A 25,934-nucleotide genomic window follows, 5' to 3' on the forward strand; every position below is an offset into this window, starting at 1 on the left:
AGAAAGCCCGGGCCGCACGGGCCCGGGCTTCCTGCCCTGCGTCACTCAGTGGAGAAGGCGGCGTCGAAGGCGGTGGTGGGCGGGGTGATGGAGTTGAGGCCACGGATGTAGGACAGGGCCTCACGGCCACCGTCCAGGCGGTCCATGCCCGCGTCCTCCCACTCGATGGAGATCGGCCCGGTGTAGCCGATCGAGTTCAGTGCGCGGAAGCAGTCCTCCCACGGCACGTCGCCCCGGCCCGTCGAGACGAAGTCCCAGCCGCGCCGCATGTCGGCCCACGGCAGGTGCGAGGACAGGCGGCCGCGCCGGCCGTCGCCCACCCGCATCCGGGTGTCCTTGCAGTCCACGTGGTAGATCCGGTCGGCGAAGTCCAGGATGAACCCCGCCGGGTCCAGGTCCTGCCACACCATGTGGGAGGGGTCCCAGTTGAGCCCGAAGGCGGGGCGGTGGCCGATCGCCTCCAGGGTGCGGACGGTGGTGTGGTAGTCGTAGGCGATCTCGCTGGGGTGCACCTCGTGCGCGAAGCGGACCCCGACCTCGTCGAAGACGTCCAGGATGGGGTTCCAGCGGTCGGCGAAGTCCTGGTAGCCGGCGTCCACCATCGAGGCCGGCACCGGCGGGAACATCGCGACCGTGTGCCAGATGGAGGAGCCGGTGAAGCCCACCACCGTGTCCACGCCCAGCAGCGCCGCCGCCCTGGCGGTGTTCTTCAGGTCCTCGGCGGCGGCCTGCCGTACGGACTCGGGGTCGCCCGAGCCCCAGATCCGGGCCGGCAGGATGGCCTTGTGCCGCGCGTCGATGGGGTGGTCGCAGACGGCCTGGCCGACCAGATGGTTGGAGATGGTCCACACCTTCAGGCCGTGCTTGTCGAGCTGGGCGCGCTTCTGCTCGACGTAGGACGGGTCGGTCACCGCCTGCTCGACGTCGAAGTGGTCGCCCGAGCAGGCGATCTCCAGGCCGTCGTAGCCCCACTCGGCCGCCAGCCTGCAGACCTCTTCGAACGGCAGGTCGGCCCACTGGCCGGTGAACAGCGTGATGGGTCTCATGTGTCCTCCACGGTGGTAAAGCGGCTGCCGTCAGCCGCGCTCTGCTCGACCGCGGCCAGCACACGCTGCACCCGGAGCCCGTCGGCGAACGACGGCGTCGGGTCGGTCCCCTGGCCGATCGCCTCCAGGAAGTCCCTGATCTCGTGGGTGAAGGTGTGCTCGTAGCCCAGGCCGTGTCCCGGTGGCCACCACGCGCCGACGTACGGGTGGTCCGGTTCGGTGACGAGGATGCGCTCGAAACCCTTGCCGCCCTCGCTGAACCACAGCTCGTTCATCGACTCGAAGTCGAAGGCGAGGCTGCCCAGCGAGCCGTTGAGCTCGATCCGCATCGCGTTCTTGCGGCCGGTGGCGAACCTGGTGGCCTCGAACGAGCCGACCGCCCCGCCGGACAGCCGGGCGGTGAACAACGCGGCGTCGTCGACGGTCACCGTGCCCCGGCCGGAACCGCCCGCGGCGGCCAGGCCGGACGACCCCTCCGACAGCGGGCGTTCCTTGATGAACGTCTCGGTCAGCGCCGAGACGCCGGTGATCAGCTGGCCGCTGATGAACTCGGCGGCGTCGATGATGTGCGCGCCGATGTCGCCGAGCGCGCCGGAGCCGGCCTTGTCCTTCTGCAGCCGCCAGACCAGCGGGAACTCCGGATCGACGATCCAGTCCTGCAAATACTGGGCGCGTACGTGCCGGATCTCGCCGAGCCTGCCCTGCGCGACCAGGTCACGGGCGAGCGCCACGGCGGGCACCCGCCGGTAGTTGAAGGCGACCATGCTCCTGCCGGTGGCCGAAGCCGCCGCCTGGACCATGGCTTCAGCCTCGGCGACGGTGTTGGCCAGCGGTTTCTCGCAGATGACGTGCTTGCCGGCGCGCAGGGCGGCGATGGCGATCTCGGCGTGGGTGTCACCGGGCGTACAGATGTCGACGATGTCGACGTCCGGCCGCCCGATCACCTCCCGCCAGTCAGTCACCGCCTCCTCCCAGCCCATCTGTTCGGCCGCGGCCTTCGTGGCCTCCCTCGAGCGTCCGGAGATCACCCGCATCCGCGGGATCACCGGTACGTCGAAGAAGGCGGCGACGCTACGCCAAGCCTGGGAGTGGACGCGTCCCATGAAGGCATAGCCGATCATGCCGACGCCGACGGTTCTGTCTGACATGCAGCCCCCGATCAGGATTCGAAGCCAAGTGGCAGATACTTATCTACGTTCTCCTTGGTAATGGTCTCGGAGGCCAGGGTGATCGACTGCGGAACCTGGTTCTCCAGCAGGTCACTCATTCCCTTGCCCTGGGCGATCAGACGTGCGAGTTTGATCGCCGAGGCGGCCATCGTGGGGCTGTAGGTGACCGTGGCCTTCAGCACCGAGGTGCCCGTCTGGATCTCCTTCATGGCGTTCGCCGAGCCGGCGCCGCCCACCATGATGAACTCGTCGCGGCCGGCCTCCTTGATCGCGGCGAGCACGCCGATGCCCTGGTCGTCGTCGTGGTTCCAGAGCGCGTCGATCTTCTTGTGCGCCTGGAGCAGCGAGGCGGCCACCTCGTTGCCGGTCTCCACGGTGAACTGGGCGTCCTGCTTCGCGGCGACCTTGAACCCGTACGTCTTCAGCGCGTCCTCGAAGCCCTTGCTGCGGTCCTGGGTGAGCGGCAGCGTGGCGATGCCCTGGATCTCCACGATCACCGGGTCGGCGACGCCCTTGTCCTTCAGCGACTTGCCGATGAAGTGGCCGGCCGCGACGCCCATGCCGTAGTTGTCGCCGCCGATCCAGGTGCGGTAGGCGAGCTTGTCGGGGAAGACGCGGTCGAGGTTGATCACCGGGATGCCGGCCGCGGTGGCCTGCAGGGCGACCTGGTTGAGCTGCTGGCCGTCGTTGGGCAGGATCACCAGCGCGTTCACCTTGGCCGCGATGAGCGACTCGACGGCGGAGATCTGCTGGTTGATGTCGTTGGTGGGCTCGACCGGCTTGAACTCGACGTCGGTGTACTGCTTGGCGGCGGCTTCGGCGTTCTTGGCGATGGCGGCGATCCAGCCGTGGTCGGCCGCCGGCGCGGAGAAGCCGATGACCACCTTGGTGCCGGGCTCGTCGTTTCCGCTGGCCGCCGGGGCGGGCGCGGGGGCCGCGCTGGAGGCGGTCTCGGCCGGCTCGTTGCTGGTGCAGCCCGCTGCCAGCAGGACGGCGCCACCGACGAGGAATCCTCTGCGCGCGACTTTGTTGCTCATGGTGCTCTCTCCTTCAGATTCCGCCGCTGGAGAAGGACGGCGACGACGATGATCAGGCCCTTGGCGATCAGCTGGTCACTGGTGTTGAGCCCGTTGAGGATGAACAGGTTGGTGATGAGCGTGAAGATCAACAGGCCCAGGATCGAGCCGATGATGGTGCCACGGCCACCGGTCAGCAGGGTGCCGCCGATGATGACGGCCGCGATGGCGTCGAGTTCGTACAGGTCGCCGTGGGTGGACGAGCCTGTGGTCGTCCGGGCCATGATCAGGACGGCGGCGATGCCGCAGGTCAGCCCGGACAGCGCGTACAGCAGCATGGTGTGCCTGCGGACGTCGATGCCGGCCAGCCTGGCCGCCTCCGGGTTGCCGCCGACCGCGTAGGTGCGGCGGCCGAAGGTGGTGCGGTTGAGCAGGATCCAGCCGAGCACCACGACCAGGGCGAAGATGTAGACCAGCAGCGGGATGCCGAGCACCCGCGTGGTCGACAGGTCGACGAGGGCCGTGTTGCCGCTCTGGATGAGCTGGGTCTTGCGGTCGGACATGCGCTGGGCCAGGCCGCGCGCCGCCACCAGCATGGCGAGGGTGGCGATGAAGGGCACCAGCCGCCCGTAGGCGATGAGCAGCCCGTTGACCAGCCCCGCGCCGGTGCCGACGAGCAGCGCGCAGATCACCATGACGAACGGCCCGTACTCCTGCGTGGCCAGCGTCGTCGCCCAGACCGAGGCCAGCGCCATGAGGGCGCCGACGGACAGGTCGATGCCGCCACCGATGATCACGAACGTCGCGCCGACGGTGATGACGCCGATGGTCGCGGCCAGCGACAGGATGCTGACCAGGTTGGAGGTGGTCGCGAAGTTCTCCGGCCTGGTGACCAGGCCGACGATGATCAGCAGGCCGAGCGCCACCAGCAGGCCGAGGTGGCGGGCCTCGCCCAGTGCGCTCAGCGGGTTGCGTGTCGCCGCGCCCGGCGGCGCGGATCCGCCTGTCTCGGGGACCGCCGCCGGCGGTCTCTTGGGGTCGCTCATCAGGCCGCTCTCCCATCCATGATCATGTCGAGCACGCGGTGCTCGTCGAGTTCGCCGGCGTCCGCCTGGTGGATGACCGTGCCCTCGCGCAGCACCAGGACGCGGTCGGCGAGGCCGAGCACCTCGGGCACCTCGCTGGAGACCAGCAACACCCCGATGCCCCGGTCGGCGAGGTCGCGGATGACCGCGTAGAGCTCGGCCCTGGCGCCCACGTCCACGCCCCGGGTCGGCTCGTCGAGCAGGAGCAGCTTGCGGCTGCCGAGCAGCCAGCGGGCCAGCACGGCCTTCTGCTGGTTGCCGCCCGACAGGTTCTTGATCGGCCGCTCCGGGTCGGGCGGCCGGATGTCCAGCGCCTTCACCAGCCGGTGCGCCTCGGCCCGCTCGCGGGCGCGGTTCATCCAGCCGAGTTTGGCGAAGCTCGGCAGGCTGCCCAGGGTGATGTTGGCGGTGATGCTCTGGTCCAGCAGGAGCGCCTGGGCCTTGCGCTCTTCGGGGGCCAGGCCCATGCCGCGCTTGACGTTGCCGACGACGCTGTGCCGTACCTGCTTGCCGGCCAGCTCCACCCGGCCGGAGGCGGGGCGGGCGCCGTACACCGCTTCGAGGATCTCCGAGCGGCCGGAGCCGACGAGGCCGGCCAGTCCGACGATCTCGCCGGCGCGTACGGAGAAGGACACGTCGGCGAACGCGCCCGGCGAGGTGAGTCCCTCGACCTTCAGCACCTCCTCGCCGGGCGGGTTCGCCGCCCGGGGCGGGAAGACGTACTCGACGTTCCTGCCGGTCATCAGCGAGACGACCTGCGAGGTGGCGGTCTCACGGGCGGGCAGGCCGACGGCGACGGTACGGCCGTCCTTCAGCACGGTGACCCGGTCGCCGATCTCGCGGATCTCCTCCAGCCGGTGGGAGATGTAGACGACGGCCACGCCCTGCGCGGTGAGCTCGCGGATGATCCGGAAGAGGTTGTCCACCTCGTCGTGGGCCAGCGCGGCCGACGGCTCGTCCATGATGATCAGGCGGGCGTCGTGGGAGAGCGCCCGCGCCATCGACACGACCTGCTTGGCCGCGGCGGGCAGCCGGCCCACCTCGGTGGACGGGCGGATCTCCCCGTGGCCGAGCCGCTCCAGCACCTGGCGGGCGGCGCGGTTGGCGGCCGACATGTTGACGAAGCCGAGCTTGGCGTGCTCGTGGCCGAGGAAGATGTTCTCCGCCACGCTGAGCCCGTCCACCAGGTCGAGCTCCTGGTAGATGGTGGCGAAGCCGAGCCTGATGGCGTCGTTGGGGCTCGACGGGCGCACCTGCTCGCCGTTGAACTCGATGGTGCCCTCGTCCGGCTGGTGGACCCCGGCCAGCACCTTGATCAGCGTGGACTTGCCGGCGCCGTTCTGGCCGAGCAGGCAGTGCACCTCGCCCGCCCGCACGTCCAGGTCCACCCCGTCCAGCGCGCGCACGCCAGGGAACTGCTTGACGATCCCTCTCATGACGAGCATCGGATCCCCTCTCAGGCGTTGACGATGCGGTTGACGTTCTCGGGTGACAGGTAGTGCTCGATGGCGAGCATTCCGGCGCCCAGCGCCGCGGCGTTGATCCCCATCCGGCTCGGCACGATCGACAGGTGGTGCGTGGCCAGCGGCAGCGACCTGCGGTAGACCGTCTCCCTGATGCCCGCGAGCAGATGCTCGTGGACGCGGGACAGCGCGCCGCCGATCACGATGACCTCGGGGTTGAAGAAGTTGACCAGGCTCGCCAGCACCTCGCCGATGAGCCGGCCCGCCTCTCTGACCAGCCGCAGCGCCTGGGTGTTGCCCGCCTGTACGAGTGCCACGACGTCGGCTCCGGTCTCGGCGGGGATGCCGAGCTCGGTCAGCCTGCGCGCCACGGCCGCCCCGCCGGCCACGGCCTCCAGGCAGGCGCTGTTGCCGCAGCGGCAGCCGGCGTCGTCGTGGCCGTTGACCCGGATGTGGCCGATGTCGCCGGCCGAGCCCTGCGCGCCCCGGTGCAGCCTGCCCTCGGCCACGATGCCGCAGCCGATGCCGGTGCCGACCTTGACGAAGAGCAGGTGGTGCGTGTCGGCGAAGGCGTTGCGCTGCTCGCCCAGGGCCATCACGTTGACGTCGTTGTCGACCAGGACGGCGGCGCCGTCGAAGTATTCGGGGATCGGGTAGTCGTTCCAGCCGGGCATGATCGGCGGGTTGTTGGGCCGGCCGGTGGCGTACTCGACCGGGCCGGGCACGCCCATCCCGATGGCCCGCAGCGCGGCGCGGGGGCGGCCGGCCTCGGTGAGCAGCCGGTCGAGCCGCCCGTCCACGTGCGCCAGGACCGTCTCCGGGCCGTCGCCGATGAGCAGCTGGTCCTCGCAGGAGGCCAGCACCTCACCGGACATGTCCATCAGCGTGATCCGGCAGTGCGTGGCGCCGAGGTCGACGCCGGCGAAGGCGTGCTGCTCGGTGTGCAGGCGGAGCTGGCGAGGCGGCCGGCCGCCGGTGGACTCGCCGCTCTCGGTCTCCTCGACCAGGCCACGCTCGATCAGCGCGTCGACTCGCTGGGCGATCGTGGACCTGGCGAGGCCGGTGAGGCGGGCGAGGTCGGAGCGAGTCGTCGCGAAGCCTGCGCTGATGAGCGTCAGCACGTCGCCGGGCGAGCCCGGAGCGGAGGTCATGCCGAGACAATAAGATCGCACAACTGGCAATACAAGAGTCCAGGGCGATCAAACTAGGCTGACTTCTGTCGATAATCGAACAAACCCCGATTTGTCAGGATTCTGGGCCCGAAAAAAAGCGGTGGTCCACAGGGGGACCACCGCCTCATCGGACCGCCGGAGCCCGCTGGACCACCGGCCGCCATCGGGCCGCCATCGGGCCGCCGGAGCCCGCTAGAGCATCGCCTTCATCGAGTCGGCCGCCGTGAGCACGTAGGGCTGCTCGGCCATGACCGACGCCCAGTTGTCCGCCACCGCCTCCGGCGTGAGGTCGTCGCTCTGCCAGCCCGGCCCCTCGGCCACGAACACCCGCGCCACCCGGCCGCCGCCGACGCTGAACACCTCGCCGGTGACCTCGCACGAGTCGTGCACGAGGTAGGCGACCAGGGCGCTGACCCGCTCGGCCGAGAACTTGGCCTCGAACTCGGCCGGCAGGATCGCCTCGGTCATCCGCGTCCAGGCGATGGGCGCGATGGCGTTGGCCCTGATGCCGTTGCGCGCGCCCTCGATGCCGATCGTCTTGGTGAGCCCGACCAGCCCCATCTTGGCGGTGGAGTAGTTGGCCTGGCCGAAGTTGCCGAACAGCCCCGCCGGACTGGAGGTGTTGACGACGCGGCCGTAACCGGCCTCCTTCATGTACGGGTAAGCGGCCCGGCTGACCAGGTAGGAGCCGCGGACGTGCACGGCCAGCACGTTGTCGAAGTCCTCGACCGTCATCTTGCCGAACGACTTGTCGCGCAGGATGCCGGCGTTGTTGACGACGATGTCGATCTTGCCGAACGCCTCCACGGCGGCGGCCACGATCGCGGCGGCGCCCTCGGGGGTGGCGACGTTGTCGGTGCTGGCGACGGCCTGGCCGCCGTTCTTGGTGATGAGCTCCACCACGTCGGCGGCCGGTCCCGTCGAGGCCCCGGTGCCGTCGAGCGCGCCGCCGAGGTCGTTGACGACGACCTTGGCGCCCCGGTCGGCCAGCAGCAGCGCGTGCGAGCGGCCGAGACCGTGCCCGGCACCCGTGACGATCGCGACCCTGTCATCGAAGCGAAGCATCGAACCTCCCACCAGGCGAACAACATTCTAGTACGAGCACCATAACCCGGCCGGGCGGCAAGGTGACTGATCGTCGCGGATAGTGATCGATCGGGTCTTCTTCTGCTAGTGTTCTGGGCTCGCACGGGCGGCGTTCCGCACCATCCTGCCGCCCTCCACACCGGGCCGGGAGGCCGGACATGCCCGCACCTCGCCCAGATCGCGGCCCTCTTCGCGTGGTCCAGTGGGCCACCGGCGCCGTCGGGCGCTACGCGCTGCGCAGCGTCATCGGCAGGCCGTCGCTGGAGCTGGCGGGGGTCCTCGTGCACGACCCGGACAAGATCGGCAAGGACGCGGGCGAGGTGGCCGGCCTGTCCCGTACGGGAGTCGTCTGCACCGGCGACACCGGCCGGATCATGGCCATGGACGCCGACTGCGTGCTGCACATGCCGCTGCCCGCCGCCTACTTCGGCTCCGACCAGTCCGCCGACCTGAAGACCATCTGCGCCCTGCTGGCCTCGGGCAAGAACGTCATCACCACCACCGGCTTCGTCTATCCCAAGTCCTACGGCCCCGCCGTCGTCGCCAGCATCGAGGCCGCCTGCGACCAGGGCGGCACCACCCTGCACGGCACCGGGATCAACCCCGGTTTCATGTGCGACTTCCTGCCGCTGGCCCTCACCGGCCTGTCCGACCGGGTGGACCACATCTACGTACGCGAGTCGTCCGACCTGCGCGGGCACCCCTCCCGCCAGGTCGTCGTGGACCTGATCGGGTTCACCCGCCCGGCCGGGGACTACGCCGCCATGGTCCGGCCCTTCCGGGCGTTCCAGCGCATGCTCTTCGCCGAGAGCGTGCAGCTGGTCGCCGACGCGCTGGACGTACGGCTGGACGAGGTGGCGGAGACCGACGAGTTCGAGGTCGCCGCCCGCGCGTTCGAGATCGCCGCCGGGCCGGTCCGCGAAGGGACGGTCTGCGCCTCCCGCTGGGTCTTCTCCGGGCTGGTGTGCGGCCGGCCCTTCATGACCGTCGAGGTGGTCTACAAGGCCGACTCCGCCCAGACCACCCGCTGGCCGGAGCCCGGCTTCGCGCTGCACATCGAGGGCGTGCCGCAGCTGTCGGTGCGGGTGGAGGACGTCAGCCACGGGCTCACCGCCGCGGCGGCGCACGCGGTCAACACCATCCCCGCCGTCTGCGCCGCCCCGCCCGGCATCCGCACCCTGCTGGACCTCCCCCTCCCGACCGGCCGCGGCCTGATCCGCCTGGCGTGAAGCGCCTCAGGTCAGGGCCGCGTCCCAGGCGGTGAGCTGCGGGCCGACCTGGTCCGCCCAGCGGGTGAGGCGCTCACCGCCGGGGAGCTCCGACTCCAGCAGGGCCAGGCCGGGGGTGGGCACGAACGCGCCGAGCTCGACCAGCAGCGGCCGGAAGTGCACCTCCACCGCCAGCGCGTGCCGGGCGTCGCCCATGACCAGGATCGGCAGCGCGGCCGTGGCGGAGAGCGCGCCCGGCGGGAGCCGGTCGAGGAACACCTTCAGCAGCCCCGTGTACGTGGCCTTGTAGGTGGGGCTGGCCAGCACCACCACCCGGGCCGCCGCCAGCTGCTCGAACGCGAGCTCCAGCGCCGCGTGCGCACCGGGGTGCAGGAGCACCGGCGCGAGCGCGGACAGGTCGACGACTTCCCGGCTGCCGGAGTGCCCCAGCCGGGCCGCGACGGCGTCGGTGGCGGCCACGGCCGCGTCCAGGGTGCGCGAGCCCGCGCGCGGGTTGCCCACCACGGTCACGATGCTCATGAGGCCACCGCCAGTCCGAGTCCGTAGCGCTCGCGCAAGGTCCGTTCTCCGTACTCCCTGCGGAACAGCCCGCGCACCTGCAGCTCCGGCACCACCTGCTCGACGAAGTCGGTCAGGCCGCCGGGCAGGTACGGGGGCATCACGTTGAATCCGTCGGCCGCGCCGTTCTCGTACCACTCCTGGAGCTGGTCGGCGATCTGCTCGGGCGTGCCGACGACCACCCGGTGGCCGCGTCCGCCCGCGAGCTTGGCGATCACCTGGCGGATCGTGAGCCCGCCGCGCCCGGCCAGGTCCTTGATCAGCTTGACCCGGCTCTGCTGCCCGTCCGGGTCGGCTTCCACGTCGGGCAGCGGCCCGTCCAGTGGGAGTCCGGTGAGGTCCACGCCGAGCATGGTGGACAGCTGCCCCAGCCCGTAGGCGGGCACGATGAGCTCTTCGAGCTCCTTCTCCAGGCGGCGCGCCTCGCGCTCGGTGCCGCCGATGACGGGTGAGATGCCGGGCAGGATCTTCAGCTCGTGCGGCTGCCGCCCGTACGCCGGCAGCCGTCCTTTGAGGTCGGCGTAGAACTCCTGGGCGTCCCCCAGGGTCTGCTGCGCGGTGAACACCGCCTCGGCCCACTTCGCGGCGAACTCCTTGCCGTCCTGCGAGGAGCCCGCCTGGACGAGCAGCGGCCGGCCCTGCGGCGAGCGCTGGATGTTCAACGGCCCCTGGACCCTGAAGTGGTCGCCGACGTGCTCGATGGGCCTGATGTGCGAGGTGTCGGCGTAGACGCCGCTCCCCCGGTCGGTCAGCACCGCGCCGGGCTCCCAGCTGTCCCACAGCGCCGTGGCCACGTGCAGGAACTCCTCCGCCCGCTGGTAGCGCTCGCCGTGCGCGGGGCGCTCCCGGCCGAAGTTGCGCGCCTCGGCCGCGCCCGAGGAGGTCACGATGTTCCAGCCGGCCCGGCCGCCGCTGATGTGGTCCAGCGAGGCGAACTTGCGCGCCACGTGGAAGGGCTCGTTGTACGTCGTGGACACGGTGGCGATCAGCCCGATGTGGTCGGTGACCGCGGCCAGGGCGGCCAGCAGCGTGAGCGGCTCGAACCCGCCGAGCGCGTTGTGCCGGACGTTGCCCAGCAGGGCCAGGCCGTCGGCGAGGAACACCGAGTCGAGCTTGCCGCGCTCGGCGATCGTGGCGAGCTCCTGGAAGTGGCGCAGGTCGGTGACGTGGCGCGGCTCGGTCAGGGGATGCCGCCAGGCCGCCTCGTGGTGGCCTACCCCCATGAGGAAGGCGTTCAGATGCATGGTCACGTGGTCCTCCAGGTGGAGAAGCGCCGCTCCAGGCGCACGAGAAGCAGGTTGAACAGCAGGCCGAGCGCCGAGATCGTGATGATCCCCGCATACATGTCGGGCACCCGGAAGTTGAACTGCGCGTAGTTGATGAGGTAACCGAGCCCCGCCTTGGCCCCCACCATCTCGGCGGCGACGAGGACGAGGATGGAGTAGGCGCCGGCCAGCCTGACGCCGGTGAAGATGGTGGGCACCGCCGCGGGCAGGATCACCTTCTGAAAGAGCCTGTACGGCTTGAGCCCCATGGACGTCGCCGACTTGATCAGCAACGGGTCGACGCCCTTCACCCCCGCGACGGTGTTGAGCAGGATCGGCCAGGCGCAGGCGTACAGGATGATCGACACCTTCGACGTCTCGCCCAGCCCGAGGATGAGCACGAAGACCGGCAGCAGGGCCAGCGCGGCGGTGTTGCGGAAGAGCTCCAGCACCGGGCCGAGGAACTGCGCGACGGGCCGGTACCAGCCGATGAGCAGCCCGAGCGGGACGGCCAGCACGATGGCCAGCCCGAATCCGGCCAGCGACCTGGCCAGCGAGGCGCCGGCGTGGTCGGCCAGCTCCCCGGACCTGAGCAGCTCGGCCCAGGCGAGGAGCACCTCGCTCAGCGGCGGCAGGAAGGTCGGGTCGACGACTTCGAGCCTGGGCAGGATCTCCCAGACGGCGGCCAGCAGGAGCAGGGCCGCCGTCTGGGAGGCGCGCCGCCCGGCGGCCAGCGCCCGGCGGCCGCGTCCCGCCCGCTCCGGCGGTCGTGGCCGAGCAGCCGACGGGGCGGCCGGTCCGGATGCGCCGCGCGGCGAGTCGTCGTCCTGCACTGAGTGGTCCTGCACTGGGTGGTCCCGCACCGAATAGTCCGGCACCGAATGGTCCAGCGCTGAGTCGTCCAGCGCCGAGAGGGCCAGGCCGCCCGCGCCCTGCGATGGCCTAGGCAACGGGGACCGCCTCCTCGCGCAGCAGCGACCAGATGGCGTGCCGGTACTCGCCGAACCGCGCGGTGCCGCGCAGGTCGCCCTCGCGGGAGTCGAACGACACCTCGACCACCTCACGGATGCGGCCGGGCGCCGGTGTCATGACGGCGACCCGCTGCCCCAGGTAGACGGCCTCGTCGATGCCGTGGGTGATGAAGACGACGGTCTTGCCGGTGGCCTGCCAGATGCGCAGGAGCTCCTCCTGCAGCGACTCCCTCGTCTGGGCGTCCAGCGCGGCGAACGGCTCGTCCATGAGCAGCACGGCCGGGTCGTAGGCGAGGCTCCTGGCGATGGCGACCCGCTGCCGCATGCCGCCGGACAGCTCGTGCGGGTAGCGCTCGGCGAAGCCGGTCAGGCCCACCAGGTCCAGGTAGTGCCCGGCCAGCTCGCGGCGTTCACGCCGGGGGACGGCCTTGGCCTCCAGGCCGAACTCCACGTTCGCCAGCGCGGTACGCCACGGGAACAGGGCGTACTGCTGGAAGACGATGCCCCGGTCGAGTCCGGGACCGGTGACGGGGACGCCGTCCAGCCTGATCTCGCCCCGAGTGGGGGTGGACAGGCCGGTCAGGAGGTCGAGGAGGGTGGACTTGCCGCAGCCGCTGGGCCCGACGAGGGTGAGGAACTCGCCGCCGGCGACGGAGAGCGAGACGCCGGACAGGGCGGTGAAGGGGGTGCCGGAGTCGCGGACCGGGAACTCCTTCGTGACGTCCAAGAGCTCGATCTTCATCGGGTGCCTTCCTCGGCGAAGGGGTTGTCGGCGTTGGTGTAGACGTCGGCGGCCTTGATTCGGCCGGGCTCGATGTCACCGGCGCGTTCCAGCCAGTCGATCCACCGCTGGAACTCCTCCGGCGCGATCACCCCGCCGGTGCCGGCCACGCCGCCGCTCTTCCAGTAGCCGACCGTCTTGGTGTCCTCGTTCCTGGCGCGCTCGGCGATGATCTGCCGGAACCTGGCCACGACCTCCGCCCGGTCGTGGGTCTGCACCCAGTGGATGGCCTTGGCGGTGGCCTCGACGAACTTCTTGGCGGTGCCGGGATTGCGCTCGATGAAGCGCTCGGTGAGCACGTACGTGCCCGCGGAGAAGTCGCCGAACAGGCCGACGTCGTTGAACAGCGGCCTGATGCCGCCGCGCTCCACCGCCTTGTCACGCAGCACCCCGCTGAGCACGGCGACGTCGAGTTGCCCCTGGCGGAGGCCCTGCTCCAGGTTGACCGGGGGCACGACGACCGGCTCCACCTGCTGGATCTGCGCGGGGGTCAGGCCGCCGCGGGTGAGGTACTCCTTCAGCACGGCCTCGGCGTGGGCGCCGAGGGTGTTCATGCCGACCTTCTTGCCGATCAGGTCCCGGGGTCCGCGGATCGGGCTGTCGTCCGGCACGTAGAAGCCCTGGTTGACGTCCTTGTCGCTGCCGTAGAAGCTGATCACCGCCTTGATCGGGGCCTTGGCGGCGATCAGCTTGACGACGGCGCCGTTGAAGGCGCCGCCGAAGTCGGTCTGCCCGGTGGCGGCGGCCTGGATGTCCTGGGGTCCGCTGGTGGTGTTGCCGATCCACTTGAGCTTGACGGGAGCGAGGTAGCCGAGATCTTCGGCCAGCTCAGGGAAAGTGACGGCGCCGACGCTGCCCTGGTAACGCAGCTCCTGCGTCTCCGCGGAGCCCTGGGCGGTGCCGCAGGCCGTGACAGCGAGTAGTGAGACGAGGGAAATGGCATGTTTGATCACGAGAATGTCCTCAAACGGTGATGGGACAGGACCGGGTCGTGATCAGTGACACTGTGCGCTGATGACGCGGCAGTTATCGACATGCGCGCGCCGGGTGAGAACCGGGCTCATGCGTTCGACGCTACGCAGCCCGATCCACAAAGTCAACATTTCCTACAGGATTTACATGGAATGCCAGAGCTCCGGATCGCCCGGCTCCCGGCGCACCCGCCCTTGCGCCTCCAGCCACACCAGGTGCGCCAGCGTCTCGTTGTTGGCCGCGCGCCGCATGAACGGCGGGATCGTCTCCCAGGGCCGTGACCACGTCAGCCTGGTGGCCGCCTCCCAGCAGGTCACCCCGTTCGCCTCGGCGACCACCTGCTCGATCTCGCCCAGCCGCTCGCCGTGGTGCGCGATCACGTAGTCGACCCGCCCCCGCAACTCCAGGAACCGGTACTCGTGCGCGGGCAGCACCTCCTCCACGTCCAGCTCACGTACGGCGGTCAGCGCGTCGAGGTAGTCGGCCAGCGGGTTCGGCGCGGACTGCGGGTGCACCGCCACCATCGGCGTGATCTTCGCCAGGACGTGGTCCCCGGAGAACAGCAGCTTCCTGGAGGGCGAGACGAAGCACAGGTGGCCCGGCGAGTGGCCGGGCGTCCAGATGGCCCGCAGGTCCCAGCCGGACAGGTCGAGCCGGTCGCCGTCCTCGATCAGCCGGTCCGGCTTGGCCATCGACACCATGTGCCGGATCATCATCGACGAGCTCGCCAGCTCCTCCGCGGTCTGCGGCGGCACCCCGCACCGGTCGAGCATCACCCGCTGCTTGTCCACCATCGACTCGATGGTGCTGTCGTCATAACGCTCGTGCACAAGGCTCGCGTCGGCGGGGTGCAGCCCGATCCACGCGCCGGACATCTCCCGGACCCGCCCGGCGAGGCCGTAATGGTCGGGATGGATGTGGGTGACCAGGACGGCCTTCACGTCGGTGATCGCGTAACCGGCCACCCCGAGCCCCGCGACCAGCGCGTCGTAGGCCTCGTCGGTGTTCCACCCGGCGTCCACGATCGCCACGCCGTCGTCCACCTCCAGCGCGTAGACCAGGACGTACCTCAGCGGGTTCACCGGAATCGGCACCGGGATCGACCACAGGCCGGGCCGCACCCGCTCGACCTCCGGCACCTTCCCGCCGATCCAGGCGGCACGCTGGTCTTCATTGGACGGGGTCACCACGAACTTAGCCATGCGGAAGATTCTGCCTGCTGTTCTGGAACGATGTTCTACTGGGGTCGGGCAACGGGCCCGGAAGCCGGGCGTCCGGACCCCTCCTGGACCATGGCAGGTCGCGGGCGCGGCCCCACCGGCATCCGGACGAACACCAGCGCGGAGGCGAGGATCATGACCGCGGCCGTCCACCAGGCGGCGGCCGTCCCGGCTCCGGTGGCCAGCGCGCCGAAGACCAGGTTGGACAGGGCCCCGCCCGACTGGATCGCCAGCGAGCCGGTCGAGGTGATCGTGGTGCGCTGGGCGGCGCCGACCGCGTTGTGGGTCATCTCCAGGCAGAGCAGTCCGGCCACCGAGAGCCCGGCGAACAGCACGACGTAGGCCACCCCGGCGCTGACGAGCCCCGCCGAACCGGTGAGCCCCGCCGTCGCGGCCAGCGCCCCGACCGAGAGCGCGGTCAGCACGGTCCCCGCCACCGCGCCCCGTACCGAACCGCCCGCCGGACCACCCGCCATGCGGGCCGCACCGGGCGCCAGCGCGCTGCCCGCCGCACTGCCCGCGAACCCGAGGGCCGCGACCACGGCATAGGCCGTGCTCCCCTGCTCCGCCGTACCGGCCAGCTCGGCGAGCCGTCCGGGGGTGAGCAGCTCGACGGCGGTCAGCGCGACGCCCGCCCCCGCTGTCGCCAGCATCAGGCGGCGCAGCACCGGACCCGCCACGGCCAGCCGCACGCCCTCGCCGATCGTGGCGGGCACGTCCCGCAGCACCGAGCCGAGCGAGCGGCGCCGATGAGCCGGCTCGGGCAGCGCGACCAGCGCCACGACCAGCAGGACACCGGCGGCCACCGCGCCCATGAGGGGCGGCGCGGACAGCGGCACCAGCACACCTGACGCCACGACGCCGCCCGGCGGGATCAGCAGCGGCGCGAACCCGCCCACCAGCACGCCGACGGCGAGGGCCACCGACTCCATCACGCCTCCCCTGGCCAGTCCCGGCCTGAGATCGGCGTCGCGGCCTTCGAGCTCGTGCAGCGTGTCGACGTACCAGGCGGTGGCGGGGCCGCTGGACAACGCCCTGGCCACACCCTTGATCACGCCGGTCACCAGGAACATCCAGAGCGTGGTCGACACCGCCAGGAGGATCAGCGCGGCGAGGGTGAACACGGCGGAGGCGGCCAGCAGCACCCGTCGCCCGAGCACGTCGGCCAGGCCACCCGTGGGCAGCTCCAGGCCGATGGTGACGAGCGAGAACACCGTCACGCACAGGCCGATCTGAGCCAGGCTGAGACCTCGCTCGGTCATGAGCAGGACCATGACGGGCAGCATCAGGCCCATCGGGAGCCAGGTCAGGAAGGTGACGAGCATGTAGCGGCGCACCGCCGACCGGGCGGTCATCGACCGTCCTCCCGACTCTCACCGGACGCGCTTTCCTCGGTCGTACGGCCGCGAGGGAAGCCCGCGACCCAGAGGTGGACCTGCTCGGCGCCCGGCGAGCCGGCGTGGCGAGCCTCGAGGTCGTGGATCAGCTCCTCCAGCCGGTCCATGAGCTCCTTCAGCGCCGAGGCCGGCAGCGTGACCCAGTAGTCGCTCATGCCCGCGGCCTGAAGCCACTCCGCCGACCGGCCCGCGAGGTCGTAGGACTGGACCACCTGCTCCAGCACCGCCACCTGGCGCAGCTGCATGATCTTGACGGCCTCTCGCCCCTCGGCCGTCGCCGACATCTCGTCGGTGTCCCAGGAGGTGTAGCGGTGCCGGGCCCGCCAGCGGCGCTCACGGCCGTCGCGACGCTCCGGATCCTCCTCGATGAAGCCGAACTTGGCCAGTTCACGCAGGTGATAGCTGGTCGAGCCGGAGCTCTCGCCCACCGTGCGGCCGAGCTCACTGGCCGTCGCGGGGCCGTCGGCGCGCAGCAGGCCGAGCAGGCGCACCCGGAGCGGGTGCGCCACCACCTTGAGCACCCGGGGATCACTGATCTTGAAGGCTTCCTCCATACGCCCCACGGTAGACCGCAAAGACAATTTTGCAAAGGGAATTCTGCGATTTCCCCGGGCTCATAAACTGGAGGCATGCTTGACGACATCTGGGTGGACGAAGCCGTCTTCGCGCTCCGTCCCGACTTCGCCGTGCTCGCGATGACCGCGCGCGGCCTGCGTAACGGCCCCACCGACGACTGGTCGCGCGCCCTGCTGACCGAGGCCGCCGAGCGGGCCCCGCAGCCCGAGAAGATCGACGCCTGGAAGGAGGCCTACCGCGCCTTCGGCGCCAAGCCGCAGCGGACCCGGCCGTCCGTCGACGCGCTGACCCGCCGGCTGCCGCTGCCGGAGATCAACCAGGTGGTCGACGCCTACAACGCGGTCAGCGTGAAGCACGCGCTGCCCATCGGTGGCGAGGACCTCGACCGCTACGCGGGCCCGGCGCGGCTGATCAGGGCCGTGGGCGACGAGGCGTCGGAGGAGGCGCTCGGGCAGCCGGAGCCGGGCGAGGTGATCTGGCGCGACGACACGGGCGTCACCTGCCGCAGGTGGAACTGGCGCCAGGTGGCCCGCACCCGGCTCGTCGAGGAGACGACCAACGCCCTGTTCCTCCTGGAGCGGCTGGAGCCGATGTCACTGGAGGAGCTGAAGGAGGCGGGCGAGGAGCTGGCGGACCTGCTGACACGGCTCTCGCCGGAGGCCCGCATCGCCACCCGGCTCGTGGTTAGAGGGAACTAAACCTCCCGCCCCACTGTTGATACCGAACAGTGACCTTGCCGGGGACACCAGCGTTGGCTAGGGGGGGCGTGACCTCTTTGAACAGTCCTGAGAGGATCAGGCGAGGCGGCATAGCCTCCCGGGCGCGCGCCGCCAATCCATGCGAGTAGCCTTGGACAGGTTCTCTAACATCAAAACCGATCTGCGGAAGAGGGCGATTTCCGCCGTGTCGTCTGAGTCGTCGCGGACAAACCCGCTGGCAAGCTTTGGTCAGAACGAGTGGCTTGTCGACGAGCTGTACCAGAAATATCTCCAGGACCCCGAGTCTGTTGACAAGGCCTGGTGGAATTTCTTCGCTGACTACAACCCTGACTACGGACCGGGCCGCACCCCGGCCAGGGAGGCGGCGAACGGCACGGCAACCGCGCCCGCACCCGCCAAGGCACCGCCCAAGGCGGCGCCTGCTCCCCCTAAGCCTGCGACCGACAAAGTGCCTGCCGACAAGCCCAAGCAGCCCTCCACCCCGGTGCCCAAGGGCGCCGAGGAGATCAAGCTGCGCGGAGCGGCGGCTCGCACAGCCGCCAACATGGACCTCTCGCTGTCGGTTCCGACCGCGACCAGTGTCCGGGCCATCCCGGCCAAGTTGCTCATCGACAACCGCATTGTGATCAACAACCACCTCAAGCGGGGTCGCGGCGGCAAGGTCTCCTTCACCCACCTGATCGGTTACGCGATCGTCCGGGCGCTGCGGACCATGCCGGAGATGAACTTCTCCTTCACCGAGGTCGACGGCAAGCCGACCCTGGTCAAGCCCGAGCACGTCGGTCTGGGCCTGGCCATCGACGTGCAGAAGAGCAACGGCGAGCGCCAACTGCTCGTGCCCTCCATCAAGGGCGCGGAGGAGATGGACTTCCGGCAGTTCTGGATGGCCTATGAGGAAGTGGTCCGCAAGGCGCGCTCCGGCAAGCTCGGCGTCGACGACTTCACCTCCACCACGATCTCGCTGACCAACCCCGGCACCATCGGCACCGTGCACAGCGTGCCGCGCCTGATGCCCGGTCAGGGCACGATCATCGGCGTGGGCGCGATGGAATACCCCGCCGAATACCAGGGCGCCTCCCCCGACACGCTCTCGCGCCTGGCCGTCTCCAAGGTCATGACGCTGACCAGCACCTACGATCACCGGATCATCCAGGGCGCCCAGTCGGGCGACTTCCTGCGCACGATCCACCGGCTGCTGCTCGGCGAGGACGGCTTCTACGACGAGATCTTCGAGGCGCTGCGGATCCCGTACGAGCCGGTCCGCTGGGTGCGGGACATCTCCGCCTCGCACGACGAGGACGTCGCCAAGTCGGCGCGCGTCATCGAGCTGATCCACGCCTATCGGGTACGCGGCCACCTCATGGCCGAGACCGACCCGCTGGAATACAAGCAGCGCAAGCACCCCGACCTCGACATCCAGTCGCACGGCCTGACGCTGTGGGACCTGGAGCGCGAGTTCGCCACCGGCGGTTTCGGCGGCCGGGCGCTGATGAAGCTCCGCGAGATCCTGGGTGTGCTCCGTGACTCCTACTGCCGCACCGTCGGCATCGAGTACATGCACATCCAGAACCCCGAGGAGCGGGCCTGGATCCAGGCACGGGTGGAGAAGCCCTACTCTCCCCCCGCCCGTGACGAGCAGCTCAACATCCTGAGCAGGCTCAACACCGCCGAGGCGTTCGAGACGTTCCTGCAGACGAAGTTCGTCGGCCAGAAGCGCTTCTCGCTGGAGGGCGGCGAGTCCCTGATCCCGCTGCTCGACTCGGTGATCAGCGACGCGGCCGACGAGGACCTCGACGAGGTCGTCATCGGCATGGCCCACCGCGGCCGGCTCAACGTGCTCGCCAACATCGTGGGCAAGTCCTACGCCCAGATCTTCGGCGAGTTCGAGGGCAATCTCGACCCGCGCACCGCGCACGGCTCCGGCGACGTCAAATATCACCTCGGCGCCAGCGGCACCTTCACCGCGCCCAGTGGCAAGACCATCAGCGCCTCGGTGGTGGCCAACCCCTCGCACCTCGAGGCGGTCAACCCGGTGCTGGAGGGCGTCGTCCGCGCCAAGCAGGACCTGCTGGAGCGCGGCGAGGAGGGCTTCACCGTCCTGCCGGTCCTCATCCACGGCGACGCGGCCTTCGCGGGCCAGGGCGTCGTGGCCGAGACGCTCAACCTGTCGCAGCTGCGCGGCTACCGCACCGGCGGCACCGTGCACGTGGTGGTCAACAACCAGGTGGGCTTCACCACCTCGCCGGCCTCCTCCAGGTCCTCGGTCTACGCGACCGACGTGGCCCGGATGATCCAGGCGCCGATCTTCCACGTCAACGGCGACGACCCCGAGGCCGTGGTGCGCGTGGGCGAGCTCGCCTACGAATACCGCAGGACGTTCCGCAAGGACGTGGTCATCGACCTGATCTGCTACCGCCGCCGCGGCCACAACGAGGGCGACAACCCCGCCTTCACCCAGCCGCTGATGTACGACCTGATCGACGCCAAGCGCTCGACCCGCAAGCTCTACACCGAGGCGCTGATCGGCCGGGGCGACATCACGGTCGAAGAGGCCGAGTCGGCGCTGCGCGACTATCAGGCCAAGCTGGAGCAGGCCTTCACCGAGACCCGCGAGGCGGCGAAGAAGCCGCTTGAGGCGGGCGCGATGCGGGTGCCGCCGACCGAGGTGGTCAAGTGGTCGCACGACGACACGCCCACCGCGATCAGCGACGAGACGCTCAAGCGCATCGTCGACACCCAGCTCAACCTGCCCGAGGGCTTCACGCCGCACCCGCGCCTGGCGCCGGTGCTGCAGCGCCGCGGTCAGATGGTGGAGCAGGACACGATCGACTGGAGCATGGGCGAGACGCTCGCGTTCGGGGCACTGCTGATCGACGGGCACCCGGTCCGCCTGGTCGGCCAGGACTCCCGGCGCGGCACGTTCACCCAGCGGCACGCCGTGCTGGTGGACCGGGTCACGGGTGCTGAGCACACGCCGCTCAAGACCTTCAACGAGGGCACCACGAAGTTCTACGTCTACGACTCGCTGCTCAGCGAGTTCGCGGCGCTCGGCTTCGAGTACGGCTACAGCGTGGAGCGTCCCGACGCCCTGGTGGCGTGGGAGGCGCAGTTCGGCGACTTCGTCAACGGCGCCCAGACGATCATCGACGAGTTCATCTCGTCCGGTGAGCAGAAGTGGGGTCAGCGTTCGGGGGTCGTGCTGCTGCTGCCGCACGGCTACGAGGGTCAGGGTCCCGACCACTCCTCGGCCCGCATCGAGCGCTTCCTGCAGGTCTGCGCGCTGGACAACATGACCGTCGCGCAGCCCACCACGCCCGCCAACCACTTCCACCTGCTGCGCTGGCAGGTGGAGTCCGGCAGGCACAAGCCGCTGGTGGTCTTCACGCCCAAGTCGCTGCTGCGGCACAAGAAGGCGACCTCGAAGGCGGCGGACTTCACCTCCGGCACCTTCCAGCCGGTGATCAGCGACACCACGGTCGACCCCGGCAAGGTCACCAGGGTGGTGCTGTGCTCCGGCAAGGTCTACTACGACCTGCTCGCCGGGCGCGAGGCCTCGGGCCGGGACGATGTCGCCCTTGTCCGTATCGAGCGGCTCTACCCCTACCCGGCGGAGGAGCTCAACGCCGAGCTCGCCCGCTACGGGGCTCAGGTCGAGCTGATCTGGGCACAGGACGAGCCGACCAACATGGGGCCGTGGCCTTACCTGGCGCTCAAGCTGGCGGAGGACCCGCAGCTGCTGGACGGCCGCCCGCTGCGGCGCGTCTCCAGGCCCGCCAACAGCTCGCCCGCGGCCGGCTCGCACGCCGCCCACGACGCCGAGCTGGAGGAGATCCTGAAGCAGATCTTCGGCTGATCCGAGCACGACCCCGGTGAGCCCTCGCCTTCTGGCGGGGGCTCACCGCTTTCCCACCCGACGAACCGTACGGGATGGTGGCTTGCACCGCCCGGCGGACCGTACGAGATGGTGGCTTGCACCTCCCGCCGGGCCGTACGGGATGGTGGCTTTCACCACCCCGCGGACCTGTACGGATCCACCCGGCGGACCCGTACTGGGTGGTGGCTAGAGTTTTGGGGTGGGCGCGTCGACGTCCCGCTGGATGATGATGAATGGAGCACGATGTACTTCACCGATCGGGGGATCGAGGAGCTGGTCGAGCGGCGGGGCCAGGAGGAGGTCAGCCTGCTGTGGCTGGGCGAGCGGCTGCGCGAGTTCGTCGACCTGAATCCCGAGTTCGAGACCCCGGTCGAGCGGCTGGCCACCTGGCTCGCCCGGCTCGACGACGAAGACGAGGACTGATCTCCGCCCATAAACGCGATACATCTTGAGTTTTCGACAGACGCGACATATCGTGTCTTACGTCGGGATATATCGCCGGAAGGGCGGAAACATGCAGCAATGGACGATCGAGGGGCCCGAACAGCTCACGTTCGGACCCGTGGATGCCCTTGACGTGCGGATCGTGGCCGGAAAACTGGCCGTGCTGGCCAGTGACGGCCCACCGACACTCGAAGTCGCCGAGTTCGACTCCGCCACCCCGCTCCTGGTGACCTACGACGAGGACTCCAGGGAGCTCAGCGTCACCTACAAGGATCTCACCTGGGACGGCCTGCTCGGCTGGCTGCGCCGCGACCGCCGCAAGACCGTGGCGACCCTCGCCGTCCCCCGGCACTGCACGGTCAACGCCGGAGTCGTCACCGCCTCCGCCGTGGTCGCCGGGTTCGAGCGGATGACCCAGGTCAGGAGCGTCTCCGGGGAGATCGTGCTCGACGGCGTGAGCGGCGAGGTGAGCGCCACGACCGCCTCCGGCGACGTAGAGACCCGGGCGATGGAGGGCGACCTGTCGTTCAAGAGCGTCTCCGGCGAGCTCACGGTCGCCGGCGGCAGCCCACGCAGGCTGCGCGGCAACACCGTCTCCGGGCGCATCACCGCGGACCTGAAACTCAAGCCCACCGGCCATGTGACCCTCAACACCGTCTCCGGAGCCATCATGGTCCGGCTGCCGGAGAACACCCAGGCGGACGTGGCGGTCAGATCCACCTCCGGCCGGCTGGTCAGTTCGTTCGACGAAGTGTCCAAATCAAGCGGTCCCGCCATGAGATCGATGACGGGCCGGCTGGGTGGCGGCATGGCGTCCCTGACGGCCACGACCGTCTCCGGCGACGTCACCCTGCTCAAGGGGGAGAAGCAATGAGCCCTGTCTTCGGTCACGGCCGGCTCCGGCTTTATCTGCTCAAGCTGCTGGAGGAGAGCCCCCGCCACGGCTACGAAGTGATCCGCCTGCTGCAGGACCGCTTCCTCGGCGTCTACTCCCCCTCCCCCGGCACCATCTACCCGCGCCTGGCGCGGCTGGAGGAGGAGGGCCTGGTCACCCACGAGGTGATCGACGGCAAGAAGGTCTTCTCCATCACCGACAAGGGCCGCGCCGAGCTGAACGCCCGCCTCGACGAGCTCGACGACCTGGAGGAGGAGATCTCCGCCTCCGTCCGCGACATCGCCCGCGAGGTCAAGGAGGACGTACGCGACACCGTGAAGTCGCTCCGCGAGGAGCTGACCCGGATGGCCAAGGACGTCCGCACCGGCGGCCGCGACCAGAAGCAGGACTTCAAACGGCTCAAGGACGAGCAGAAGCGTCAGTGGAGCGAGCACGCCCAGCAGTGGCAGGGCCAGGGCGAGCGGCTCAGCGGGGAGTGGCGCAGGATCTGGGCCGAGGTCTGGAGCACGGTGGGCGGGGCGCCCGCGAACCGGGCGGACCTCGACAACGAGCTGGGTGAGGCGCTGGCCGACTTCGTCGCCCGGGTGCGCGCGGAGGCGTCGGACTCCCGCATCACCCGCGAGAAGCTCGACGAGCTGCGCGCCACGCTCGACGAGGCCGCCGCCCGGCTCAGCGACACCCTCCGATCATGATCCGGTACGGCCTGCGCCCTCCGGTGCAGCGCCTGGTCCCCCGGCGGCGGAACCAGGCGGCCACACCCGAGCCGGCCGCACCCGAGCCATCCGGCGACCACGACCGACGATCGCCCCGCCCCACACCCGCGCCCGCCGGGACGGGATGACCTGCGCGCTCCCGCCCCCGGCCCGGGTTCAGCCACTCACGGGAGGCACTCGTACCTCTGGGCTCAATTCGGGAGGCACTCGTACTTCTGGGCTCAGTTCGGGAGGCACTCGTACCTCTGGGCTCAGTTCGGGAGGCACTCGTACCTCTGGGCTCAGTTCGTGAAGACGATCTTGCCGAAGATGTCGCCCTCGTGCAGCGCCGCGAAGCCGTCGCGGGCCTCGGTCAGCGGCAGAGTCCTGTCGACGACCGGCCGCAGCCCGGTCTGCTCCAGGAAGACCGCCAGGCGCTGGAGCTGGTCGCGGGTCCCCATCGTGGAGCCGACCACGGACAGCTGCAGGAAGAAGACCCGGTTCAGGTCGGCGGCCGGGGCCGGGCCGCTGGTGGCGCCGCAGACCACGATGCGACCGCCCGGTTTGAGCGACTTGAGGGAGTGGTCCCAGGTGGCCTGGCCGACGCTCTCCATGACCGCGTCCACCCGCTCCGGCAGCCGCGCACCCGGCTCGAAGACCTGGTCCGCGCCCAGCTCCTTGGCCCGCTCCCGCTTGGCCTCCGACCGGCTGGTCGCCCAGACCCGATAGCCGGCCGCCCGGCCGAGCGCGATCACCGCGGTCGCGACCCCGCCGCCCGCCCCCTGGACGAGCACCGTCGAGCCCGGCTCCAGCCCGGCCTTGTCGAACAGCATCCGGTACGCCGTCAGCCAGGCCGTGGGCAGGCAGGCGGCATGCTCGAAGCTCAGCGCGGCCGGCTTCGGCACCAGGTTGCGGCGCGGCACGGCCACCCGTTCGGCGAACGTGCCGTCGTGCAGTTCCGACAGCAGCGACCGCTTCGGGTCCAGGGTCTCGTCGGCGCCCGTGCCGATCACGCCGTGCACGATGACCTCGTTGCCGTCCTCGTCCACCCCGGCCGCGTCGCAGCCGAGCACGATCGGCAGCCGGTCCTGCCTGATGCCCACGCCTTTGAGCGTCCACAGGTCGTGATGGTTGAGCGCGGCTGCCCGCACCGAGACGGTCGTCCATCCGTCGGGAACCTTCGGCTCCGGACGCTCGCCGAGCGTCAGCCCGGCGAGAGGGTTGTCGGGATCGGTCTGTGTGACGGTAACGGCGAACATGGCCGCACCCTACTTCAGCGACTTCCGGCTCCCTCACCTCGACCCGGCGCGCCCCCACCCACCCGGACCGCCTGCGCGGCTCACTTCAGCTTGACGCGGATCCCGTCGAGTGCGGTGGTGACGAAGCGCTCGTCGCCCGTGGCTCCGATGCGCATGCCGCCCCGGCACACGTCCCTGACCGCACGTCCTTGCCATCGGCCCGGGCGCGGCGGCGTCCTGGGCTCTTTGCAGTCGGGGGTCGGGATCAGCATCACCGTGCCGTCCGTGCCGCCGCCGAACCAGAGCTGCGGCCCGACCGGATCCCCCATCGCGATCTCGCCCGGCCGCGCCATCCGGATCTCGACCGGACCCGCGCCGGAACCGGTGTCCGTGGCCGACTCGACATCCCCGGTGTCCTTCACGGACAGGGTCAGGTAGCCGTCGCCGGTCACCTTCCCGCGTAACCGCTGGGCCAGCGCCACCCGGTCGGTGAAGTCCAGCCCCTGCCAGCGGTCGTACATCGCCACTCGCCACGGCCCGAACGCGAACAACAGCACCTGCCCGTACGAGGCGCTGCCGGACTGACGCGGCCAGAGCGTGACGTTGGGGGCGAACTCCCTGATCGGCTTCCCGCCCTTGGTCACCTCGGCCTCGCCGTTGTAGGGAGCGACGAGTTGGCGGTAACGGCCGTCCACCCACACGCTGTGGAACGGCCGCGACCCCAGCCGGTCGAGGTTCAGTTTCGCCGGGTAACGCACCTCGGCCCGCTGCCCGTCAGGGAAGACGACGTCCAGGACCTCCATGTCGCCGTCGTCGGGCGCCCGTGCGTGCAGCGCGTTCGGCGCGTTCAGCACCCTGTTCAGTCCGCCGCTGGTGCTCGGCGCGCTGTCCGCGCTGGTGCGAGAAGAGCCGGGAGTCGGCTCGGACGCGGGCTCGGCCATCGGGTCGCGGCTGCTGAGCAGCCCGACGACCGGCACTCCCACCAGCACCAGGACCACCGCCAGCCCGATCCACCGGCGAGGCCGCCGGCCGCCCGTCTCGATGACATCGAATAGCTCGGTCACTA

23 protein-coding genes are annotated in these 25,934 nt (G+C 70.2%); 6 read left to right on the forward strand and 17 right to left on the reverse strand.

Translation table 11 applies throughout. The features are described from left to right. Window positions 1-41: 41 nt before the first annotated feature. The 7 genes from OHA68_RS04620 to OHA68_RS04650 all read right to left on the reverse strand — a co-directional run bounded on the left by OHA68_RS04620 (window position 42) and on the right by OHA68_RS04650 (window position 8,016). The gene (locus OHA68_RS04620) at window positions 42-1,046 is read right to left on the reverse strand and encodes a sugar phosphate isomerase/epimerase family protein (RefSeq protein ID WP_327106499.1); all 1,005 of its coding nucleotides are present in this window, start codon (window positions 1,044-1,046) and stop codon (window positions 42-44) included. Further along, window positions 1,043-2,194 carry a Gfo/Idh/MocA family protein gene (locus tag OHA68_RS04625; protein ID WP_189136427.1) on the reverse strand — a complete coding sequence of 384 codons (1,152 nt, stop codon included), beginning with the start codon at window positions 2,192-2,194 and terminating at the stop codon, window positions 1,043-1,045. The genes OHA68_RS04620 and OHA68_RS04625 overlap by 4 nt, the downstream gene beginning before the upstream one ends. 11 nt (window positions 2,195-2,205) lie before the next feature. Beyond that, on the reverse strand, window positions 2,206-3,252 hold the full coding sequence (locus OHA68_RS04630; RefSeq protein WP_327106500.1) for a substrate-binding domain-containing protein: 1,047 nt from the start codon (window positions 3,250-3,252) through the stop codon (window positions 2,206-2,208). Continuing rightward, complete coding sequence (locus OHA68_RS04635; protein WP_327106501.1) at window positions 3,249-4,277, reverse strand: ABC transporter permease; 1,029 nt, start codon at window positions 4,275-4,277, stop codon at window positions 3,249-3,251. The genes OHA68_RS04630 and OHA68_RS04635 overlap by 4 nt, the downstream gene beginning before the upstream one ends. Continuing rightward, window positions 4,277-5,761: a sugar ABC transporter ATP-binding protein gene (locus OHA68_RS04640; RefSeq protein WP_327106502.1), complete on the reverse strand. Its 1,485-nt coding sequence runs from the start codon at window positions 5,759-5,761 to the stop codon at window positions 4,277-4,279. The genes OHA68_RS04635 and OHA68_RS04640 overlap by 1 nt, the downstream gene beginning before the upstream one ends. Before the next feature lie 11 nt (window positions 5,762-5,772). Continuing rightward, the gene (locus OHA68_RS04645; RefSeq protein ID WP_327106503.1) at window positions 5,773-6,930 is read right to left on the reverse strand and encodes an ROK family transcriptional regulator; all 1,158 of its coding nucleotides are present in this window, start codon (window positions 6,928-6,930) and stop codon (window positions 5,773-5,775) included. 213 nt (window positions 6,931-7,143) lie between these two features. After that, the gene (locus tag OHA68_RS04650) at window positions 7,144-8,016 is read right to left on the reverse strand and encodes an SDR family NAD(P)-dependent oxidoreductase (protein WP_189136422.1); all 873 of its coding nucleotides are present in this window, start codon (window positions 8,014-8,016) and stop codon (window positions 7,144-7,146) included. A gap of 179 nt (window positions 8,017-8,195) precedes the next feature. Between OHA68_RS04650 and OHA68_RS04655 the strand changes: the two genes are divergently transcribed. Then, window positions 8,196-9,266, forward strand: coding sequence for an NAD(P)H-dependent amine dehydrogenase family protein (locus OHA68_RS04655; RefSeq protein ID WP_327106504.1), 1,071 nt, complete (start codon window positions 8,196-8,198; stop codon window positions 9,264-9,266). A gap of 6 nt (window positions 9,267-9,272) precedes the next feature. On the opposite strand, the gene OHA68_RS04660 is transcribed toward OHA68_RS04655, so the two are convergent. The 8 genes from OHA68_RS04660 to OHA68_RS04695 all read right to left on the reverse strand — a co-directional run bounded on the left by OHA68_RS04660 (window position 9,273) and on the right by OHA68_RS04695 (window position 16,984). After that, a complete protein-coding gene (locus OHA68_RS04660; RefSeq protein WP_327106505.1) occupies window positions 9,273-9,785 on the reverse strand; it encodes an NADPH-dependent FMN reductase in 513 nt (170 codons plus the stop codon). After that, window positions 9,782-11,068: an LLM class flavin-dependent oxidoreductase gene (locus OHA68_RS04665; RefSeq protein WP_327109459.1), complete on the reverse strand. Its 1,287-nt coding sequence runs from the start codon at window positions 11,066-11,068 to the stop codon at window positions 9,782-9,784. Before OHA68_RS04665 ends, OHA68_RS04660 begins: the two co-directional genes overlap by 4 nt. Window positions 11,069-11,070: 2 nt before the next feature. Beyond that, a complete protein-coding gene (locus tag OHA68_RS04670) occupies window positions 11,071-12,039 on the reverse strand; it encodes an ABC transporter permease (protein WP_327106506.1) in 969 nt (322 codons plus the stop codon). Beyond that, window positions 12,032-12,802, reverse strand: coding sequence for an ABC transporter ATP-binding protein (locus OHA68_RS04675; protein ID WP_327106507.1), 771 nt, complete (start codon window positions 12,800-12,802; stop codon window positions 12,032-12,034). The genes OHA68_RS04670 and OHA68_RS04675 overlap by 8 nt, the downstream gene beginning before the upstream one ends. Beyond that, a complete protein-coding gene (locus OHA68_RS04680) occupies window positions 12,799-13,794 on the reverse strand; it encodes an ABC transporter substrate-binding protein (protein ID WP_327106508.1) in 996 nt (331 codons plus the stop codon). The genes OHA68_RS04675 and OHA68_RS04680 overlap by 4 nt, the downstream gene beginning before the upstream one ends. Window positions 13,795-13,956: 162 nt before the next feature. Further along, window positions 13,957-15,015 (reverse strand): MBL fold metallo-hydrolase, encoded by a 1,059-nt coding sequence (locus tag OHA68_RS04685; protein ID WP_327106509.1) that lies wholly within the window; start codon window positions 15,013-15,015, stop codon window positions 13,957-13,959. A 35-nt stretch (window positions 15,016-15,050) separates the two neighbouring features. Beyond that, a complete protein-coding gene (locus OHA68_RS04690; RefSeq protein ID WP_327106510.1) occupies window positions 15,051-16,388 on the reverse strand; it encodes an MFS transporter in 1,338 nt (445 codons plus the stop codon). Continuing rightward, window positions 16,385-16,984, reverse strand: coding sequence for a winged helix-turn-helix domain-containing protein (locus OHA68_RS04695; protein WP_327106511.1), 600 nt, complete (start codon window positions 16,982-16,984; stop codon window positions 16,385-16,387). The genes OHA68_RS04690 and OHA68_RS04695 overlap by 4 nt, the downstream gene beginning before the upstream one ends. A 75-nt stretch (window positions 16,985-17,059) precedes the next feature. Between OHA68_RS04695 and OHA68_RS04700 the strand changes: the two genes are divergently transcribed. The 5 genes from OHA68_RS04700 to OHA68_RS04720 all read left to right on the forward strand — a co-directional run bounded on the left by OHA68_RS04700 (window position 17,060) and on the right by OHA68_RS04720 (window position 23,630). After that, on the forward strand, window positions 17,060-17,704 hold the full coding sequence (locus OHA68_RS04700; RefSeq protein WP_189136415.1) for a B3/B4 domain-containing protein: 645 nt from the start codon (window positions 17,060-17,062) through the stop codon (window positions 17,702-17,704). 205 nt (window positions 17,705-17,909) lie between these two features. Further along, a complete protein-coding gene (locus OHA68_RS04705) occupies window positions 17,910-21,578 on the forward strand; it encodes a multifunctional oxoglutarate decarboxylase/oxoglutarate dehydrogenase thiamine pyrophosphate-binding subunit/dihydrolipoyllysine-residue succinyltransferase subunit (RefSeq protein WP_327106512.1) in 3,669 nt (1,222 codons plus the stop codon). Between the two features lie 264 nt (window positions 21,579-21,842). Beyond that, window positions 21,843-22,022, forward strand: a complete 180-nt coding sequence (locus tag OHA68_RS04710; RefSeq protein ID WP_189136413.1) for a DUF6104 family protein — start codon at window positions 21,843-21,845, stop codon at window positions 22,020-22,022. Between the two features lie 139 nt (window positions 22,023-22,161). After that, window positions 22,162-22,917, forward strand: a complete 756-nt coding sequence (locus OHA68_RS04715; protein WP_327106513.1) for a DUF4097 family beta strand repeat-containing protein — start codon at window positions 22,162-22,164, stop codon at window positions 22,915-22,917. Then, a complete protein-coding gene (locus tag OHA68_RS04720; RefSeq protein ID WP_189136411.1) occupies window positions 22,914-23,630 on the forward strand; it encodes a PadR family transcriptional regulator in 717 nt (238 codons plus the stop codon). Before OHA68_RS04715 ends, OHA68_RS04720 begins: the two co-directional genes overlap by 4 nt. 302 nt (window positions 23,631-23,932) lie before the next feature. On the opposite strand, the gene OHA68_RS04725 is transcribed toward OHA68_RS04720, so the two are convergent. Both OHA68_RS04725 and OHA68_RS04730 read right to left on the reverse strand, forming a co-directional pair. Next, complete coding sequence (locus OHA68_RS04725; RefSeq protein WP_189136410.1) at window positions 23,933-24,889, reverse strand: zinc-binding dehydrogenase; 957 nt, start codon at window positions 24,887-24,889, stop codon at window positions 23,933-23,935. Window positions 24,890-24,969: 80 nt separating this feature from the next. Then, window positions 24,970-25,932, reverse strand: coding sequence for a hypothetical protein (locus OHA68_RS04730; RefSeq protein ID WP_327106514.1), 963 nt, complete (start codon window positions 25,930-25,932; stop codon window positions 24,970-24,972). Window positions 25,933-25,934 lie beyond the last annotated feature (2 nt).

The organism is Nonomuraea glycinis, from assembly GCF_035920485.1.
In the GTDB taxonomy this organism is placed as follows: Bacteria; Actinomycetota; Actinomycetes; order Streptosporangiales; family Streptosporangiaceae; genus Nonomuraea; species Nonomuraea glycinis.

Excerpts from the sequence above, each read along its gene's own strand:
- OHA68_RS04710 (WP_189136413.1), top strand. The coding sequence starts at position 21,843 with ATGTACTTCACCGATCGGGGGATCGAGGAGCTGGTCGAGCGGCGGGGC.
- OHA68_RS04695 (WP_327106511.1), bottom strand. The coding sequence starts at position 16,984 with ATGGAGGAAGCCTTCAAGATCAGTGATCCCCGGGTGCTCAAGGTGGTG.
- OHA68_RS04625 (WP_189136427.1), bottom strand. The coding sequence starts at position 2,194 with ATGTCAGACAGAACCGTCGGCGTCGGCATGATCGGCTATGCCTTCATG.
- OHA68_RS04690 (WP_327106510.1), bottom strand. The coding sequence starts at position 16,388 with ATGACCGCCCGGTCGGCGGTGCGCCGCTACATGCTCGTCACCTTCCTG.
- OHA68_RS04725 (WP_189136410.1), bottom strand. The coding sequence starts at position 24,889 with ATGTTCGCCGTTACCGTCACACAGACCGATCCCGACAACCCTCTCGCC.
- OHA68_RS04660 (WP_327106505.1), bottom strand. The coding sequence starts at position 9,785 with ATGAGCATCGTGACCGTGGTGGGCAACCCGCGCGCGGGCTCGCGCACC.
- OHA68_RS04665 (WP_327109459.1), bottom strand. The coding sequence starts at position 11,068 with ATGCATCTGAACGCCTTCCTCATGGGGGTAGGCCACCACGAGGCGGCC.
- OHA68_RS04630 (WP_327106500.1), bottom strand. The coding sequence starts at position 3,252 with ATGAGCAACAAAGTCGCGCGCAGAGGATTCCTCGTCGGTGGCGCCGTC.
- OHA68_RS04645 (WP_327106503.1), bottom strand. The coding sequence starts at position 6,930 with ATGACCTCCGCTCCGGGCTCGCCCGGCGACGTGCTGACGCTCATCAGC.
- OHA68_RS04620 (WP_327106499.1), bottom strand. The coding sequence starts at position 1,046 with ATGAGACCCATCACGCTGTTCACCGGCCAGTGGGCCGACCTGCCGTTC.
- OHA68_RS04640 (WP_327106502.1), bottom strand. The coding sequence starts at position 5,761 with ATGCTCGTCATGAGAGGGATCGTCAAGCAGTTCCCTGGCGTGCGCGCG.
- OHA68_RS04675 (WP_327106507.1), bottom strand. The coding sequence starts at position 12,802 with ATGAAGATCGAGCTCTTGGACGTCACGAAGGAGTTCCCGGTCCGCGAC.
- OHA68_RS04635 (WP_327106501.1), bottom strand. The coding sequence starts at position 4,277 with ATGAGCGACCCCAAGAGACCGCCGGCGGCGGTCCCCGAGACAGGCGGA.
- OHA68_RS04655 (WP_327106504.1), top strand. The coding sequence starts at position 8,196 with ATGCCCGCACCTCGCCCAGATCGCGGCCCTCTTCGCGTGGTCCAGTGG.
- OHA68_RS04700 (WP_189136415.1), top strand. The coding sequence starts at position 17,060 with ATGCTTGACGACATCTGGGTGGACGAAGCCGTCTTCGCGCTCCGTCCC.
- OHA68_RS04720 (WP_189136411.1), top strand. The coding sequence starts at position 22,914 with ATGAGCCCTGTCTTCGGTCACGGCCGGCTCCGGCTTTATCTGCTCAAG.
- OHA68_RS04685 (WP_327106509.1), bottom strand. The coding sequence starts at position 15,015 with ATGGCTAAGTTCGTGGTGACCCCGTCCAATGAAGACCAGCGTGCCGCC.
- OHA68_RS04650 (WP_189136422.1), bottom strand. The coding sequence starts at position 8,016 with ATGCTTCGCTTCGATGACAGGGTCGCGATCGTCACGGGTGCCGGGCAC.